Here is a 17,434-nt window from a genome sequence, read left to right as displayed (position 1 = left end):
GGACGCTTTCATGCGCCACGGATGAGAATTGTTGAGGCTTGAAAGGTTCGTGAAAGAATTTTCAATGACAATGCGTGCAAGATCCCGTATTGACGTTGTATGAAATGCACAGCAGGCGCCCGCGCTTGCGCTAAACTGTTGCAAGTTCATAAAGGCCATGACACGAAAGCCCTGCCCGTGCCCACCCAGCCCCGTATGACAGACACCGCATGAACCCCGCCCCTTCCGCGTTCACGTTCGGGCCGTTCGAGCTGCACCCGGTACGCCGGTTGCTGCTGAGGAACGGCGAGCCCGTCCAGATCGGCAGCCGGGCGTTCGACGTCCTGAGCCTGCTGCTCGAGCGCGCCGGCGCCATCGTCGGCAAGGAAGAGCTGATGGCGCGCGCCTGGCCGCGCACCTGTGTCGAGGAGTCGAACCTGCGGGTCCACATCAGCGCGCTGCGCAAGGTGCTGGAAAAGGACGGCGACGGCGTGCGCTACATCGACAACGTCGCCGGACGGGGCTATAGCTTCGTCGCACCGGTTTCCCTTGGCCGCAACGCAACGCCCAGCCGCATCACCCCACTTTCCGCGCCGGCCCGGCTCGAATCCCGCCTGGGTTCGCGCCTGGTCGGCCGCGAGGAGACACTGGCAGCGGTCTGCGCCGGGCTGGCCGACGTCCGTCTGCTGAGCATCGTCGGTCCGGGCGGCGTGGGCAAGACGGCCCTCGCGGTCGCCGCCGCCCGCCAGGCGGCCCAGCACTTCCCGGATGGCGCCTGCCTGGTCGAGCTGGGCGCCGTCGCCAGTCCCGCGCTCGTCACCGACGCCCTGGCCACCGCCCTGCAATTGCCGGCGCACCCCCCTTACGACGCCATCCTGGCCCAGTTGCGCGGACGCCGCATGCTGCTGATCCTCGACAGCTGCGAACACCTGGGGGACGCGCCGGCGCGCCTGGCCGAGGCGCTGTGCGCGGCGGCGCCCGGCCTGAAGATCCTCGTCACCAGCCGCGAGGCCCTCGGGGTGGCGGGTGAACGGGTGCATTCGCTGGGGCCGCTCGCATTGCCGGCGCCGGACGCGCCCCTCGGGCCCGATGCCCTGGACGCCTATGGCGCGCTCGCGCTGTTCGCCCAGTGCGCGGCCGGCGCCCTCGATCCAGCTCGCCTCGGCAGCCAGGAATTGGGACTGGTGGCCGAGATCTGCCGCCGTCTCGACGGCCTGCCGCTGGCGATCGAACTGGCGGCGGCGCGGGTGCCGATGCTGGGCCTGCACGGCGTGGCGTCCGGACTGGGCGATTCGCTCGCCCTGCTGTCGCGCAGCCGCCCTGGCGGAGAATCGCGCCACCAGTCGATGCGCGAGGTGCTGGACTGGAGCTGGGCGCTGCTGGCGACGCCGGAACGGCGCCTGCTGCGGCGCCTGTCGGTCTATCGCGGCGCCTTCACGGCCGACTGCGCCCGCGCCCTGTGGCAGGATGCCGACGGCGCCTTCGAGCCGGCCATCCTGTACAACCTGGCCGCCCGTTCGCTGCTGGTGTGCGACTACGACGGGGCCGATGTCGGCTACCGCATGCTCGAGACTACCCGCCTGCATGCCGCCGCGCTGCTGGCCTGCGAGGTCGAGCTGCCTGAGGTCAGGCGCGCCCATGCCGCGCGCTGCCTGGCGCTGATGAACGAAGCGCATGCGGCGCGCGCGACGCTCGACGCGGCGCGCTGGCTGGCCCGCTACGGCGGCCGCCTGGCCGATGTACGGGCGGCCCTCGACTGGTGCTTCGACCTGGGGGGCGACAGCGCCCTGGGCGTGCGCCTGGCGGCCGCCTCGATCCTGCTGTGGAGCGAGTCCTCGATGCTGGACGAGCAGCGGGTGCAGATCCTGCGCGCCCTGCCGCATGCGCGCGAGCCGGCCACCGAGATGGCGCTCCAGGCCAGTCTGGGCGGCGCCCTGGTCCATCTCGACCGCCCGTCCGAACAGGTGGGGGCGGCGTTCGCGCGCGCCTATGTGCTGGCGCGCGAGCACGGCGACAGCGCCCAGCGGGCGCGCACCTTCAGCGGCCTGTGCCTGAACCACCTGCTGCAGGGCGAGTATCCGCAGGCGATGGCCCTGGGCCACGCCTTCGCGCCCTACCGCAAGCGCGAGCAGGACGCCGACGCCCACTACGTTCACGACCGCATCATGGCGGCGACCCTGCACTTCCATGGCGAGCAGCGCCAGGCGCGTTTCCATGCCGAGCGCGTCTACCGCCTGCCGCGCACGCCCCGGCACGGTCCAAGCGGCAGTTCGATCCAGTTCGACGGCCCGGCCGCGGCCAGCGCGATCCTGGCGCGCATCCGCTGGCTGGCGGGCCATGCGGAGGAAGCCGCCGCGCTGGCCTCCGAAGCGGTCGAGCGCGCCCAGGAAATCGAGCATCCGGCCTCGATCTGCATGGCGCTGGCCATATCGGCCGTACCAATTGCATTCTGGAATGGCGATACCCGCGCCACCGCCTATTTCACCGGCTTGCTGTGTGAGCGCTCGCAACTGCATGGCCTCAAGCAATGGCAGTCCTGGGCCGTGCACTACCGCGCGCTCAGCGCGGGCGTCTGCCCGAGTGGCAGCACCGGCGTCCTGCAGCCCGGGCCGCAGGCGGAAACCATGTTCACCATCCTGCCGGGGCTGGCCGGCCCGCCCGATTTCGCCCGCGTGGGCCAGGGCCTGGCCGGCTGGTGCGCGGCCGAGCTGGCGCGCCAGAAGGCGGTCTGGATGCGCACCGCCGGCCGCCCGGCCGCGCAGGCCGAGGCCGCGCTGCTGCAGGCGGCGGCGATCGCCGAGTCCCAGGGCGCCCTGGCCTGGCTGCTGCGCGTGGCCCTGACCCGGGCCCAATGGACGCTCGGCACGCCCCAGACCGGGGAGGCGCTGGCCCAGCTGGGCGCTGTCCTGCGCCGCTTCCCGCAGGGTTTCCCCAGCCGCGACCAGCGCGAGGCCCAGGCCCTGGTCGACGGCACCAGCTGGGGCGACAATCCTTTCCTGCCGGACCCGCGCAGCCGCATGGGCTCGCGCGACCGGCTCCAGGCGACAAACCAGGCAACAAATCAGGCAACAAATCAGGCAACGACGCGCTGACACACTTTGTATGACGGCGGGCGGCGATCCGACTATAATTTCGGCCTTCGCCCCACAGGAATTCCCATGTCCCTCCTCGACCACCAGCTCGAACTGCTCTCGCCCGCCAAGACCGCCGAGATCGGCCGCGAAGCCATCCTCCACGGCGCCGATGCGGTCTACATCGGCGGCCCCGCGTTCGGCGCCCGCCACAACGCCAGCAATCCGCTCGAGGACATCGCGGCGCTGGTCGAGTTCGCACACCGCTACCGTTCGCGCATCTTCGTGACCATGAACACCATCATGCACGACGCGGAGCTGGACCTGGCGCGCAAGCAGATCTGGCAACTGTACGAGGCCGGCGTCGACGCCCTGATCATCCAGGACATGGGTCTGCTGGAACTCGACCTGCCGCCGATCCAGCTGCACGCCAGCACCCAGTGCGACATCCGCACCGTGGAAAAGGCGAAGTTCCTGGGCGACGTCGGCTTCTCGCAGCTGGTGCTGGCGCGCGAACTGACCGTCGAGCAGATCAGGAAGATCCGCGCCGAGGTCGACACCCCGCTCGAATACTTCATCCACGGGGCCCTGTGCGTGGCCTTCTCGGGCCAGTGCTATATCTCCCATGCGGACACCGGCCGCAGCGCCAACCGCGGCGACTGCTCGCAGGCCTGCCGCCTGCCCTATACCCTGACCGACGGCGAGGGCCGCGTGGTGGCCTATGAGAAGCACCTGCTGTCGATGAAGGACAACGACCAGAGCGCCAACCTGGAAGCCCTGGTCGACGCCGGCATCCGATCCTTCAAGATCGAGGGCCGCTACAAGGACATGGGCTATGTGAAGAACATCACCGCCCACTACCGCGTGCTGCTGGACCAGCTGCTCGAGCGCCGCGGCGAATTCACGCGCGCTTCCAGCGGCCAGACCCGCGTGCTGTTCACGCCGGACGTGGACAAGAACTTCCACCGCGGCCACACCGACTACTTCGCCCAGGGCCGCCAGGACGACATCGGCGCCTTCGACTCGCCCAAGTACGTGGGCGTGCAGCTGGGCACGGTCACCCGCATCGGCGGCGACCACTTCGACCTCTTGACCGACGCGCCGATGGCGAACGGCGACGGCCTGAACTACATGCACAAGCGCGAGACGGCCGGTATCCAGGCCAACCGCGCCGAAAAGCTGGGCGAGGACGAGGACGGCCAGCGCTGGCGCGTGTTCCCGAACGAACTCATGGCGACCCTGGCGGGCCTGAAGGTGGGCACGGTGATCCACCGTAACCGCGACCACCAGTGGGAAGCGGCGCTGAACAAGAAATCCTCGGAGCGCAAAGTGCGGGTCGACCTGGCCCTGTCGGAAGTCCCCGGCGGCCTGCGCCTGGCGATCACCGACGAGGACGGCATCGCCAGCGAAGCCGTGGCGGCGATCGCCCTCGAGCCGGCCCAGCAGGCGGCCCAGGCCGAGGCCGGCCTGCGCACCAGCCTGGCCAAGCTCGGCAATACGATGTTCGAGGCCGGCCAGGTGGACCTGCGGCTCAGCCAGCCGTGGTTCGTGCCCTCGAGCGCGATCAACGCCCTGCGCCGCGACGCGGTCGCCGCCCACGAGGCCGCCCGCCTGGCGGCCTGGGAGCGCCCGTCGCGCAAGGCCGCGCTTGAACCGCGCGCCACCTATCCGGAGACCCAGCTGAGCTACCTGGCCAACGTCTACAACGAGAAGGCGCGCGCCTTCTACCAGAAGCACGGCGTGCAGCTGATCGACGCGGCCTACGAGGCGCACGAGGAACCGGGCGAGGTGTCGCTGATGATCACCAAGCATTGCCTGCGCTTCTCGTTCAACCTGTGCCCGAAGCAGGCCAAGGGCGTGCAAGGGGTGCAGGGCCAGGTGCGCGCCGAGCCGATGACCCTGGTGAGCGGCGGCGAGCGCTATACCCTGCGCTTCGATTGCAAGCCCTGCGAGATGCATGTGGTGGGCGCCATGAAGCCGGGCATCCTGAAGTCGCCGCCGCCGTCGGCGGTGCCGTACAGCCCGCTGGTGTTTCACCGCCAGCGTCCGCGCGCCTGACTCGTAGGGTGGATGGGCTAATTCAGGCCATTGGCCTGAATTACTCCGTCCACCCTACGGATCCTTACCCAGGAATTTTCAACCCTTCGATCACCGCGGGCCTTTCCCGGAAGCGCTCCAGGGCCGCCTGCAGCCGCGGGAAATCCTTGAACCCCACCAGCTCGCCCGCGTCGTAGAAGCCGACCAGGTTGTTCACCCACGGGAAGATCGCGATATCCGCGATCGTGTACTCCTCTCCCGCGATCCAGGCGTGCTTCGCCAGCTGCGTTTCGAGCACAGCCAGCAGGCGTTTGGCTTCGTTGACGTAGCGGTCGCGCGGGCGCTTGTCCTCGTACTCGCTGCCGGCGAACTTGTGGAAGAAACCGAGCTGGCCGAACATCGGACCCACGCCGCCCATCTGGAACATCACCCACTGGATCACCTGGTAGCGCGCGGCCGCGTCGGCGGGCAGGAACTTGCCGGTCTTCTCGGCCAGGTAGATCAGGATGGCGCCCGACTCGAACAGGGGCAGCGGCTGGCCGCCGGGACCGTCCGGGTCGATGATGGCCGGGATCTTGTTGTTCGGGTTGAGCGAGACGAAGGCCGGCGAAAGCTGGTCGCTGGTCTCGAAGCTGACTTTGTGCGGCTCGTAGGGCAACCCGGTCTCTTCCAGCATGATCGACACCTTGACGCCGTTCGGCGTCGGCAGCGAGTACAGCTGGAGGCGTTCGGGGTGCCGGGCCGGCCATTTGGCGGCAATCGGAAAGGCGGAGAGATCGGTCATGGTCGTCGCACGCGAGTGAGAAATTGATGAGACGTCGACAATACCAAACTTCGCCCGGACCTGCCGGACCGGGCGCCAATGCCTTCCTGGCGTTCAGCCGAACAGCTTGATGGCCGTGCGGGCGATCAATTCGCCCTGGTGGCGGGCGCCCCCAAGGTCCAGCTCGCTGGGCTGGCGTTCGCCCTTGCCGCCGGCGATGGTGGTGGCGCCGTAGGGGCTGCCGCCGACGATCTCGTCGAGCGTCATCTGGGCCTGGTAGCTGTACGGCAGTCCGACAATGGTCATGCCGAAGTGCAGCAGGTTGGTGATGATCGAGAACAGGGTCGCTTCCTGGCCGCCGTGCTGGGTCGCGGTCGAGGTGAAGGCGCCGCCGACCTTGCCGTTGAGCGCGCCCCGCGCCCACAGGCTGCCGGTCTGGTCGAGGAAGGCCGCCATCTGGCTGACCATGCGGCCATAGCGGGTCGGCGCGCCGACGATGATGGCGTCGTAGTGCTCGAGTTCGGCCACGGTGGCGATCGGCGCCGGCTGGTCCAGCTTGAAATGGGCCTTGGCCGCAACGTCATCCGGCACCGTCTCCGGCACGCGCTTGACGTCCACCGTCGCGCCCGCCGCGCGGGCGCCTTCGGCGACCGCGTTGGCCATGCTTTCAATGTGACCGTAGGTCGAGTAATACAGTACCAGTACCTTTGCCATTGTCCTGCCTCCGTTCGGGTGTGTGGTCGATCATGCTGGAACGGATAGCATACGGCCAATGTTGAACGAATGGCAGCACATTTGCCCTGCCGGCTCATCCACCATCGGAGGGAGGATGGCGCTTACGAAGCTGGGAGTGCGCCGAATGCAGGCAAGCCACGGCGATACGATGTCCGCCACCGCGAGCGTGACGCCGAGCGAGCGGGGCCCGGTGCCGTGCGGCTGACGGTGGTGGCCGCTTTCGTGCCCCGAGGGGGCTACGCGCGGAGACCCGAGCGTATTGCGAGCACTTGCCTTGATGAAGCCGATCCGGCGGCGATCATGCACGCAGGACCGGGGGTCAGATCCAGTAGATCAGTGCGGCCAGGCCGACGATCAGGGCGATGCGGGTCAGGTTGTAGGCGGTCTTGTTCCAGGCCTTGTAGCGGCGGCGGTACTGGCCGGCATAGAAGGACACACGGAACAGCTTGCTGACCAGACCGACCTGGTCGCCGGTCTCGTTGGGCGAAGCGGCGGCGGTCATCAGTGTGCGGCCGAGCCAGCGGTTGACGGCGCCCATCCAGCGGAAGCGCATCGGACGCTCGACGTCGCAGAACAGGATCACGCGGTCGCTTTCGCTGCCGTTGATGGCCCAGTGGATATAGGTTTCATCGAAGACCACGCCCTGGCCATCGCGCCAGCTGTGGCGTTCGCCGTCGACCTCGATAAAGCAGCGGTCGTCGTTCGGGGTCGCCAGGCCCAGGTGGTAGCGCATGGAGCCGGCGAAGGGGTCGCGGTGGGGGTTCAGCTTGCCGCCCGGGGGCAGCTCGGCGAACATCGCGGCCTTCACCGAGGGAATCGACTGCAGCAGCGCATAGGTCTGCGGGCACAGGCGCTCGGCCGACGGGTGGCTGGCATCATACCACTTCAGGTAGAAGCGCTTCCAGCCGTTCTTGAAGAAGGAATTGAAGCCGGCGTCGTCGTTCTGCTCGGCCGCCTTGATCTTCTTGAGGGCGAGCAGGTGCTCGGCCTCCGCGCGGATCACCTGCCAGTTGTCCTGCAGCTTCTGCAGTTCGGGGAATTCGCTCACGGGGATGTAGGGCGTGGCCGGCACCCGCGAAAACTTATGCATGAAAATATTGATGGGCGCCATGAACGACGAGTGGTCGAAGATCTGGCGGCGGAACGGCAGACGGACCCGTCCGCGGAAATGGATGTGCAGGATCGAGAGGAAATAAAAACCCACCACTGCCCACTTCATCACGTCCTCCATCGCAGCCGGATGACGGCTGGCTTGCTTGATCAAGGACGCAGGATACCATAACGGCCCACTGGCTGTGCAGGCCAGGCCGTATCCCAGAGGCAACATACCACGCCGGAATCCCGGACGATGCGCGGGGCTCGGCGTGCTGTCTAGGCCCGGCGTGCCGGGCGCGGAATGCGCTGCGCTTAGTGCAGGACGGACGTCATCGCATAACCTTTTTCGGCGATCTGGCCGCTCAGGTTATCGATGTCGAAGTCCGGCAACTGGCTGGCGCCATCATCGACTTCGAAGGCGCGGGTTTCGATCTCCCAGTCGGTGTTGGTGGCTTCTTCAGGAATATTCTTGGCTTCGGGTACTGCCAGGTACGAGTACTTGCCGTCTCGTTCTGCTCTGCGGTAAATATCCAGGCGCATAGTCTTGTCCTCTTGTCAAAACCCGCTTTCCGGATGAAAGCGGGCGGTTCCACAGTAGAAGATCGAAGCCGGGCCGTCTGTTAATTGGCCCACACTCAACAGGGTGCCGCTCAGCGGCCCGGCGAATAGCCGAGCACCCGGGCGGGCAGCAGCACGATGGCACGCAGCAATTCGAAGACGGCCTCCACGCCGACGCCGAGCAGGCGGAACGGCAGCAGCACCAGCCACACGAGCGGATACAGGACCAGGGCCAGCAGCGCGATCGGCCAGCACAGGAACAGCAGCAGCAGCCACACCAGGAAACTCAGCATTGTACGCTCCATGTCGAAAGAGGACGGCACGGATAGAGTATGCATCGAGCCTGCACAGCTCAACATCCTTGCGATGAAGGGTTAAGAAAGCGGGGTGAGTGGTGAAAATGCGTGGGTAATCGGTGCGGGGGAGCGTTAGTGGTTTGCCAAATGACTGGGGTCCCCGCCTGCGCGGGGATGACGTTTGAAGGCCAACACAGGGGCATACCCTGCGCTAGCTCTTGAACGTCATCCCCGCGAAGGCGGGGACCCAGGTCCGACGCACACCAGATAGCTACCTTCAGCTACGCGGCACGCAAGGTATGATCAGGCAAACGCCGCCACCCGCTCCGTCGCCTCGCTGTTCACCACCTGCGTCTCGATCGACGCCTGCAGCGAGGGAATCGACCCGCCTGCCCGGTAATGGAAGGACAGCCGCAGCAGATCGCCCGCCTGCACCTGCATCGGCTTGGCCAGCGGCAGGGTCATGTAGTGGTTCAGCCAGTCGATCGTGGTCGCCTGCTCCTGGACCACCGCCAGCACGTTCTTGGTGATGAAGCGCATCGCGTTCAGGGTGCCGCTCTTCTCGACCAGCATCGAGCCCTCGAAGCCGATGTGGGTGTCGACCGGGGTCTGGAAGTCGATGATGCTGTACACGGCCGGCTGGGCCAGCTCGACGGCGCCCGGGTAGACCACGTTGGTCTCCTGGAATTGCACGATCGGCGCGTGGAAACCTTCGAAGTCGTATTCCTGCTGCATTGGCTGGGCCGCCATGATCACGGCCTCGGGCAGGAACACCGGCAGCGGGCCGCCGAAGCGCGCCAGGTAGCGGCGCTTGAAGGATTCGATGACTTCGACCTGCTTCTCGCGCAGCATGCCCACGTGGATCATCTCGCAGATGACGACGTCGACCGGCTCGGGCGGCAGATAGTCGAAGGCGTCGGCGTGGACCACCTCGACCTTGTGGCCGTTCGGGTTGATCGCCAGGAACTTGCGCGCTTCGCGCACCATGTCCGGGTTGTATTCAACGCAATAGACCTTGCTCGCCTGCTGGGCCGCGAAGAAGGAGAGCACGCCGGTGCCGCCGCCCAGTTCCAGCACGCGGGCGCCGGGGAAGACCGCATAGTGGATGGCGGACTTGAAGCTGTGCATGCGGTTCTGGTCCATCAGCATGTTGTGATGGTAGTGCACGGGAATGAACTGCCCCAGGTAGCAGCTCTCGATTTCGCGTTCGTTCAGCATAATTATCCTTTGGTACGGAGGTGGACCGTGAGGACATTATGGATAAGGATGCATGCGGCCGAAGGGCCGAGCTGCGGGGTGTTTACCGTCTAGTTCCCGACGGAAACGCCAAATCCTAGGGTTTGGAACCGGAAATCGCCTGCGCCAGCTCCGCGCGCCCTGCCCGCTCGGCGATCTGCGCCGCGCTCAAGCCTTCGCTGTTTTTCAGCTTCGCATTGGCGCCACGCCGCAGGAGCAGAACAGCGGTCGATTCGTGCCCTTCGCGCGCCGCCATCATCAAGGGCGTATAAGCGCCGCTCTGGCGAGGCGACAAGGCGTCGACCTTGGCCCCGCGCCCGATCAGCAGGTCGGCAATGGCGTCGTCACCGGCCGCCGCGGCATAGTGCAGCGCCGTCCAGCCCGGACGGTTGGACTTGGCGCCCTTGCCCAGCAGCGCCTCGACCGCGTCCTTGTTGCGCTTGAAGGCGGCCATCATCAGCGCCGTGTTGCCGTTGGCCGCCGTCGCTTCGAGATCGGTGCCCGGATGCGCCAGCAGCGCGCTGAACACCCTGGGCGCTTCTTCCCGCAGCGCCAGCACCAGCGCCGTATCGCCGCCAGCCGGATTGCGCTCGTTGGCATTGACCACGGCGCCCACCATGCGCTCCACCGTCTTCACGTCGTCGAGCTGGACCGCGCGGAAGAAGGCCGCCACTTCCTCGGCCGTCGGCGGCCGCACCGCCTGCGCGCTGGACATGAAGCCTGCAAGCAGGGCGGCAAGGACGAAGGCGCGGCGGCAAGATGGCATGATTCAGGGCTTCGCGGTCTGGAACAGGGTGAAGAAGTTGTCGGTGGTCTGCTGGGCCACGTCGCGCAGCGAGACGCCCTTGAGCGTCGCGATGAACTCGGCCACATGGGCGACATAGCCCGGCTCGTTCATCCTGCCGCGGTAAGGCACCGGGGCCAGGTAGGGCGAATCGGTCTCGATCAGCATGCGCTCGAGCGGCACGGCGCGTGCCACTTCCTGCAGCTCCTTGGCGCTCTTGAAGGTGACGATGCCCGAGAACGAGATATAGAAGCCCTGGGCCATGGCGGCCTGGGCGACCTCCAGCGACTCGGTAAAGCAGTGCATCACCCCGGCCACGCCGCCCTGGTCCGTGCCGGCGCCCTCTTCCCGCATGATGCGGATCGTGTCGGCGCTGGCGGCGCGGGTGTGGATGATCAGCGGCTTGCGGGTTTCGCGCGAGGCCCGGATGTGGGTGCGGAAGCGCTCGCGCTGCCACTCCAGGTCGCCTTCCAGGCGGTAGTAGTCGAGCCCGGTTTCGCCGATGGCGACGATCTTCGGATGATCGGCCAGCTCGGCCAGCTGCTGCACGGTCGGCTCGGGCGTATCCTCGTAATCGGGATGCACGCCCACCGAGGCATAAATGTGCGGATATTGCTCGGCCAGGGCGAGCACCTGGGGGAAATCCGGCAGGTCGACCGAGACGCACAGGGCGTGCGTGACCTTGTTCTCGGCCATCTTGGCCATGATCTCCGGCATCCGGGCAGCCAGCTCCGGGAAGTTGATGTGGCAGTGGGAATCGATAAACATCCCGCCATTCTAATCGAGATGCGGCGGGAAGCTCATGCCGCCCCGTCCAGCAGGACCAGGTGGATGAGTTCCCCGTCCAGGCCATGCCGTTTCAGGAATTCGACGGCGCTGATCGTTCCCAGCCGCGCCTGGATCGCCCGCCCCTCCAGGATGAGCAGATTTTCCGAAGCGGCATGGCGCATGGCGGGCTCTGACGGGCGGTCGGCGCGGGTCGCGATCATGGAGTTCTCCGGATCCAGGGTGATAGCGCAAGACTACCCGTCCTGGATTGCAGCTTGATGACAGCGGCGGACGCGGGTCCGGATCAGGCGACGCGCTTGCCCAGGATGATCAGGTCGCGTTCGATCCCGTCCAGGTTCGCCACGCGCGGGAAGTTCGCCCAGGTGTCGAAGCCGTACTTGCGGAACAGCGCCAGGCTGGGCGCATTGTGGCCGAAGATAAAGCCGAGCAAGGTGTGCACCTTGACCTCGGGCGCGAAGGCCATCGCCAGCTCCAGGCAGTACTTGCCGATCCCCTTGCCGCGCGCCGCCTCGGCAATATAGATCGACACCTCGGCCGTGCCCGAATACGCCGGGCGGCCATAGAAATTCGAGTAGGACAGCCAGCCCAGCACTTCGGGCTGCGCGCGCGTATCGTCGGCGGCGTGGATCACCCACAGCGGCCGGCGTTCCGGCGTATGGTCGGCGAACCATTGCTCACGCGATTGCACGGTGATCGGCTCGGTGTCGGCCGTGACTTCGCGCGAGGCGATGGTGGAGTTGTAGATGTCGACGATGACGGGCAGGTCGTCGCGGGTGGCCAGGCGGTGGACGTAGGACGGCATACGGCGTGGGTGCTTTAGAGAAAATAGAGGGAGTGTCGGGGAACTACAGGGTATGGGTCGCGCGCGAGGAACGCAGCGCAGCGCCGAGGATTTCCTCGATGCGCAGCTTGGCGCGCTGCCCGGCTTCGTCGGCCGGGAAATGCACGCCGATACCCTGCGCCTTGTTGTTGTTCGCGCCCGCCGGGGTGATCCAGGCCACCTTGCCGGCGATCGGGTACTTGTTCGGGTCGTCCATCAGCGACAGGATCAGGTAGATCTCGTCGCCGATCTTGTAAGGCTTATTGGTCGGCACGAACATGCCGCCATTCTTGAGGAAAGGCATATAAGCGGCGTACAGCGCCGCTTTCTCCTTGATGGCCAGCGACAGCACGGACGGCCGCGGTGCTTGCGGAGCGTTCGGGTCAGTCGGGGTGGCGCTCATCGGTGTCCTTTCATCAACTTCACGTGCAGCACGAAGTGTACTCAAGCAACATGTCCTCGACAAACAATTTTGCCGAGAGCGGGTGCTCGGCCACGGCGCGGCGTTCGTTCGTGGCCTTGATGGCCCGGATCAGGCTTGCAGTGTGCACCTTGCCCGCCAGGGCGGCAAGTTCCCGCCCGTAACGCGGATAATAGCGGACCTTGCCGGACATCTTGTATGAGAACACATCGTACAGCCAGCGCTGCAGCCACGCCACCAGGGCCGGCAATTCGCCCTTCGCCAGCCGCTCGGCGGTGCGCAGGGCGCCGTCCTTCGAAGGCTGGGCCAGGAAGTGCAGCAGCGCGTCCATCTCTTCGCGCCCGCCCCCTTCGCTCGCGGCCAGTGCGGCAAGCGGCGCGCCGCCCTGCTCGCGCAGCCAGCTGTCGGCGTCGGACAGGCCCTGGGCCTTGAGCCAGGCCAGCGCCTCCTCGTGCGAAGGCATGGGCAGGGCGAACTTGCGGCAGCGCGACAAGATCGTCGGCAGCAGGCGGTCCAGGCTGTTGGAGGCCAGCAGGAAAACCGTGCCCGGCGGCGGCTCTTCCAGGGTCTTCAGCAAGGCGTTCGAGGCCGGCATGTTGAGCGCCTCGGCCGGGTACAGCACGACCACCCGCAAGCCCTGGCGGTGGGTCGAGATATTCATGAAGTCCGCCAGCGAGCGGATCTGCTCGATCTTGATTTCCTTGGACGGCTTGCTGGTCTTGGCCTTGCGCTCGCCCTCGGCGCCCTCCTCGCCTTCGGTCGGCTCGTCCTCCAGCGCCTCCGGACGCACGCGGCGGTAGTCGGGATGGTTGTGCTGGACGAACCAGCCGCAGGAGGCACATGCCTCGCAGGCGTGGCCGTCCGGCCTCACGTTCTCACACAAGAGGGCCTGGGCAAAGGTTTCCAGGAAATCGGCCTTGCCGGTGCCGGCCGGGCCATGGAACAGGATGGCATGCGGCATGCGCGCGCGCATCTGCTGCAGCTGCGTCCACGCGGCTTCCTGCCACGGATACATCGTCACAACAATTTCTCCAGTACTTCAGACAAATGCGTCTGGATCGCCGCGATCGAGCGGGTCGAATCGATGACCACGATCCGCTGCGGGAACTCGGCCGCCCGGCGCAGGTATTCGCCACGGCACTTCTCGAAGAAGTCGGCCTGTTCCCGCTCGAACTTGTCGAGGGTGCGGGTGGCGTCGAGGCGCTCGCGCGCCACTTCCAGGGGCACATCGAACAGCAGGGTCAGGTCGGGCTGCAGGCCCGGATGCACCCAGTGTTCGAGCGTTTCCATCTTGCTGCGCGCCAGGCCGCGGCCGCCGCTCTGGTAGGCGAAGCTGGCGTCTGTGAAACGGTCCGACAGCACCCAGTTGCCGAGCGCCAGGTTTGGTGCGATCACCTGGGCGATATGCTCGCGCCGGCTGGCGAACATCAGCAGCGCCTCGGTCTCCAGGTGCATCTTCTCGTGCAGCAGCAGCTCGCGCAGCTTTTCGCCCAGCGGCGTGCCGCCCGGTTCGCGCGTGGACACCACCGCCTTGCCGCGCGCGCCCAGCCACTCGGCCACGAAGCCGATGTGGGTGGACTTGCCGGCGCCGTCGATGCCTTCGAAGCTGATGAACTTCCCTTGCACGGCACCGCCTGCGGTCATCGGGTGATCTTTCGCTGGTACTGGTTCACGGCGCGGTTATGGTCCGGCAGGTTGTCCGAGAACTGGCTGGTGCCGTCGCCGCGCGAGACGAAGTACAGGGCCGGGGTCTTCTCCGGCGCCAGGGCGGCGTTCAGCGACTGGATGCCCGGCAGCGCGATCGGCGTCGGCGGCAGGCCGCCGCGGGTATAGGTATTGTAGGGCGTGTCGGTTTCCAGGTCCTTCTTGCGGATCTGGCCGGCAAAGCGCTCGCCCATGCCGTAGATGACGGTCGGGTCGGTCTGCAGCAGCATGCCGGTGCGCAGGCGGTTGACGAACACGCCGGCGATCATGCCGCGCTCGCTCTTCTGGCCGGTTTCCTTCTCGACGATCGAGGCCATGATCAGGGCCTCGTAAGGCGTCTTGTAGGGCAGGCTCTGGTCGCGCCCCTCCCAGGCCGTCTTCAGGTGGCTCAGCATGGCCTGGTGCGCCTTCTTGTAGATGTCCAGCTCGGACGAGCCCTTGGCGAACAAGTAGGTATCGGGGAAGAACAGGCCCTCCGGGTCCTTGTACTCGCTGGAGATCTTGGCCATCAGCTCCTGGTCGGACAGCTTGACCGTGTCGTGCTTCAGGCGCTCGTGCGCGGCCAGCGCCTGGCGCATCTGGCGGAAGGTCCAGCCCTCGATGATGGTGATCGCTTCCTGCGCGAACTCGCCGCGCACCAGTTGCGACAGCAGCTGGCGCGGCGAGGTGCCCGGCTTGAGTTCATAGCTGCCGGCCTTGATCTTCGAGGCCTGGCCGGTCACGCGGGCCAGCAGCGCGAACAGGTAGCGGTTGAGCGGTACGCCCGCGCCGGCGATCTGCTGGGCGGCGGCGGCCGCGCCGCTGCCGGGGTTGACCGTGAATTCGATCGCGGGTTCCGCCGTGGTCAAGGGATTCTTGGCCCACCAGCTGAAGGCGCCGACCGTGGCGATCGACACGATGACGGTCGTGACGATGAGTTTTTTGAGGAGTGCCATGTGCGTTTGCTTGGTATTGCGCCGTGTTCGGCGCGATTTTCCCGACATCTTTATAATGAGCCCGTAATGATAAAGCCTAATTGCAAGATCATATTCGATTTATGACCCACTGGACTGAACAACTTTCCGCGCTCGGCGCCCGTTTCCACGTCGACGAGGCGAACCAGGTCGAGGACTTCGGCCGTGTATTGACGGCGCAAGACCTCGCCGCCGGCTTCGTCGCCACCGTGACCGACCTGGGCCTGATCGCCGTCGCCGGCGAGGATGCCGCGTCCTTCCTGCACGGCCAGCTCACCAACGACGTCGAGCATCTCGGCCCGAACGAGGCGCGCCTGGCCGGCTACTGCACGCCCAAGGGCCGCCTGCAGGCCACCCTCATGATGTGGCGCGACGGCGAGGCGGTCTACCTGCAGCTGCCGCGCGCCATCCAGCCGCCGCTGCAGAAGCGCCTGGGCATGTTCGTGCTGCGCTCCAAGGCCAAGCTGCGCGACGCCACCGAGGAGGCGCCGTTCCAGGCCGTGCTCGGCCTGGGCGGCGCCAAGGGCGAGGCCGCGCTGCGCCGCCATGTCGGCACGCTGCCGGCCGCGCCCATGTCCAAGGTGGACGGCGGCTTCGGCACCGTGATCCGCCTGCACGACGCCGCCTTCGGAGACGCCCGTGCGCCGCGCTACCTGTGGCTCACGAGCGCCGAAAGCGGGCTGGCCGCCCTGGCCGCGCTCAAGGACGAGCTGGCCCTGGGCGGCAACCAGGCCTGGCAGCTGGCCGCGATCCACGCGGGCGCGCCCCAGGTGACGGCCGCCACCCAGGAGCAGTTCGTGCCGCAGATGATCAATCTCGAGCTGCTGGGCGGCGTGAATTTCAAGAAAGGCTGCTACCCCGGCCAGGAGATCGTCGCACGCACCAAGTATCTTGGCAAGATCAAGCGCCGCGCCGCGCTGGCCAGCGTGGACAACGGGGCCGCCCGCCCCGGCGACGAGGTATTCTCCAGCGCCGACCCCGACCAGCCTTGCGGCATGGTGGTCAACGCCGCGCCGAACGGGCTGGGCGGCGCCGATGTGCTGGTCGAGATCAAGCTGGCCGCGCTCGACGATACCGTGCACCTGGGTTCGAGCGCCGGCCCGCGCCTCGCCTTCGCGCCCATGCCCTACAGCCTCGACCCCGTCGACGACTGACGATGGTCGACCTGTACGTCTACTATAAGGTGCGTGAACACGACGCCGCCCGCCTCGCTCCGCTGGTGCGGGCGATGCAGCAGCGCCTAGCCGGCGGCGACGGCGTACCAGTGCAGCTCAAGCGCCGTCCCGGAGCGAAGGACGGCCTGCAGACCTGGATGGAAGTCTATCCGGGGGTGGGCGACGGTTTTGCGCAAGTGCTGGACAACGCCGCGCAGGCCGCCGGCCTGCACGCCTTTATCGACGGCCCGCGCCGGGCGGAAATATTCACGGATCTAGCCCCATGTGCCTGATAGTCTTTGCGTGGCACGTCGTCCCCGGCGTGCCGGTGATCGCGGTGGCCAATCGCGACGAGTTCTACGACCGCCCCGCCACCCCGGCGGCGCCCTGGCCCGAGCATCCGCACGTGATCGCGGGACGCGACCTGCAGGGCGGCGGCAGCTGGATGGGCGTGTCCCTGCGCGGCCCCAACGGCCCGCGCTTCGCGGCACTGACCAATATCCGCGCTCCCGCCGAACGGCGCGAGGACGCGCCCACGCGCGGCGCGCTCGTGGCCGACTTCCTGACGGCCGAGATCGGCGCGGCCGACTATGTGGCGGCGCTGGCGGCGCGCCCGGACGACTACAACGGCTACAACCTGGTGCTGGGCGACCGCGAGTCGCTGTACTGGTACTCGAACCGGGGCCATGCCGATCCGCGCAACGGCCAGCCGCTCGAACCCGGCCGCATCTACGGCATCTCGAACAGCCTGCTGGATGCGCCCTGGCCCAAGGTGCTGCGCACCAAGGCGCAATTCGCCAGCCTGCTGTGCCAGGGCGCGCCCGAAGACGCCTATTTCGAGATGCTCGCCGACACCACCCGCGCGCCGGACCTGAGGCTGCCGGAAACCGGCGTGCCGATCGAGGTCGAGCGCATGCTGTCGCCGGTCTGCATCGAGTCCGAAAGCTATGGCACCCGCACTTCCACCGTCGTCAAGCTGTACCGCGAGGGCGAGCCGGAACTGCACGAGCGCGTGCTGCAACCCCAGAACGGGTGACTG

19 protein-coding genes are annotated in these 17,434 nt (G+C 67.1%); 5 read left to right on the top strand and 14 right to left on the bottom strand.

The features are described 5' to 3' along the window. The first annotated feature begins 209 nt into the window (after positions 1-209). Complete coding sequence (locus V7778_RS03940) at positions 210-3,071, top strand: ATP-binding protein (protein ID WP_335552033.1); 2,862 nt, start codon at positions 210-212, stop codon at positions 3,069-3,071. Between the two features lie 66 nt (positions 3,072-3,137). Then, a complete protein-coding gene (locus V7778_RS03935; protein WP_335552032.1) occupies positions 3,138-5,108 on the top strand; it encodes a peptidase U32 family protein in 1,971 nt (656 codons plus the stop codon). A gap of 64 nt (positions 5,109-5,172) precedes the next feature. On the opposite strand, the gene V7778_RS03930 is transcribed toward V7778_RS03935, so the two are convergent. From V7778_RS03930 to mltG, 14 genes are all read right to left on the bottom strand, one after another. Next, complete coding sequence (locus V7778_RS03930) at positions 5,173-5,871, bottom strand: glutathione binding-like protein (protein WP_335552031.1); 699 nt, start codon at positions 5,869-5,871, stop codon at positions 5,173-5,175. 93 nt (positions 5,872-5,964) lie between these two features. Continuing rightward, positions 5,965-6,564: an NAD(P)H:quinone oxidoreductase gene (gene wrbA / locus V7778_RS03925; protein ID WP_335552030.1), complete on the bottom strand. Its 600-nt coding sequence runs from the start codon at positions 6,562-6,564 to the stop codon at positions 5,965-5,967. Positions 6,565-6,904: 340 nt separating this feature from the next. After that, a complete protein-coding gene (gene lpxO, locus V7778_RS03920) occupies positions 6,905-7,804 on the bottom strand; it encodes a lipid A hydroxylase LpxO (protein WP_335552029.1) in 900 nt (299 codons plus the stop codon). A gap of 188 nt (positions 7,805-7,992) precedes the next feature. Then, on the bottom strand, positions 7,993-8,220 hold the full coding sequence (locus V7778_RS03915) for a DUF6139 family protein (protein WP_211518098.1): 228 nt from the start codon (positions 8,218-8,220) through the stop codon (positions 7,993-7,995). Positions 8,221-8,330: 110 nt separating this feature from the next. Beyond that, positions 8,331-8,531, bottom strand: coding sequence for a hypothetical protein (locus tag V7778_RS03910; RefSeq protein WP_335552028.1), 201 nt, complete (start codon positions 8,529-8,531; stop codon positions 8,331-8,333). Between the two features lie 306 nt (positions 8,532-8,837). Beyond that, complete coding sequence (locus V7778_RS03905; protein WP_335552027.1) at positions 8,838-9,752, bottom strand: methyltransferase domain-containing protein; 915 nt, start codon at positions 9,750-9,752, stop codon at positions 8,838-8,840. Positions 9,753-9,867: 115 nt separating this feature from the next. After that, positions 9,868-10,536, bottom strand: coding sequence for an ankyrin repeat domain-containing protein (locus V7778_RS03900; protein WP_335552026.1), 669 nt, complete (start codon positions 10,534-10,536; stop codon positions 9,868-9,870). Positions 10,537-10,539: 3 nt separating this feature from the next. Beyond that, a complete protein-coding gene (locus V7778_RS03895; protein WP_335552025.1) occupies positions 10,540-11,322 on the bottom strand; it encodes a TatD family hydrolase in 783 nt (260 codons plus the stop codon). A 32-nt stretch (positions 11,323-11,354) separates the two neighbouring features. Continuing rightward, positions 11,355-11,543, bottom strand: a complete 189-nt coding sequence (locus V7778_RS03890; protein ID WP_335552024.1) for a hypothetical protein — start codon at positions 11,541-11,543, stop codon at positions 11,355-11,357. An 83-nt stretch (positions 11,544-11,626) separates the two neighbouring features. Further along, a complete protein-coding gene (locus tag V7778_RS03885) occupies positions 11,627-12,145 on the bottom strand; it encodes a GNAT family N-acetyltransferase (protein WP_335552023.1) in 519 nt (172 codons plus the stop codon). Positions 12,146-12,188: 43 nt separating this feature from the next. Further along, a complete protein-coding gene (locus V7778_RS03880; RefSeq protein WP_335552022.1) occupies positions 12,189-12,566 on the bottom strand; it encodes a PilZ domain-containing protein in 378 nt (125 codons plus the stop codon). Between the two features lie 19 nt (positions 12,567-12,585). Then, positions 12,586-13,599, bottom strand: coding sequence for a DNA polymerase III subunit delta' (locus V7778_RS03875; RefSeq protein WP_442920693.1), 1,014 nt, complete (start codon positions 13,597-13,599; stop codon positions 12,586-12,588). Positions 13,600-13,601: 2 nt separating this feature from the next. After that, the gene (gene tmk, locus V7778_RS03870; protein ID WP_335552021.1) at positions 13,602-14,228 is read right to left on the bottom strand and encodes a dTMP kinase; all 627 of its coding nucleotides are present in this window, start codon (positions 14,226-14,228) and stop codon (positions 13,602-13,604) included. Next, on the bottom strand, positions 14,225-15,223 hold the full coding sequence (gene mltG, locus V7778_RS03865; protein WP_335552020.1) for an endolytic transglycosylase MltG: 999 nt from the start codon (positions 15,221-15,223) through the stop codon (positions 14,225-14,227). The genes tmk and mltG overlap by 4 nt, the downstream gene beginning before the upstream one ends. A gap of 101 nt (positions 15,224-15,324) precedes the next feature. On the opposite strand from mltG, the gene ygfZ reads away from it, so the two are divergent. From ygfZ to V7778_RS03850, 3 genes are read left to right on the top strand one after another with little or no spacing between them, the layout of a single operon-like run. Continuing rightward, entirely contained in the window at positions 15,325-16,395 is a 1,071-nt protein-coding gene (gene ygfZ / locus V7778_RS03860) for a CAF17-like 4Fe-4S cluster assembly/insertion protein YgfZ (RefSeq protein WP_335552019.1), read from the top strand. 2 nt (positions 16,396-16,397) lie between these two features. Beyond that, a complete protein-coding gene (locus V7778_RS03855; protein ID WP_335552018.1) occupies positions 16,398-16,688 on the top strand; it encodes a DUF4936 family protein in 291 nt (96 codons plus the stop codon). After that, positions 16,679-17,431 carry an NRDE family protein gene (locus V7778_RS03850; protein WP_335552017.1) on the top strand — a complete coding sequence of 251 codons (753 nt, stop codon included), beginning with the start codon at positions 16,679-16,681 and terminating at the stop codon, positions 17,429-17,431. Before V7778_RS03855 ends, V7778_RS03850 begins: the two co-directional genes overlap by 10 nt. Positions 17,432-17,434 lie beyond the last annotated feature (3 nt).

The organism is Massilia sp. DD77, from assembly GCF_036961685.1.
Taxonomy (GTDB): Bacteria; Pseudomonadota; Gammaproteobacteria; order Burkholderiales; family Burkholderiaceae_D; genus Telluria.
The sequence above is the reverse complement of the archived record's forward strand: the minus strand, read 5'-3'. Positions and strand labels throughout refer to the sequence as shown.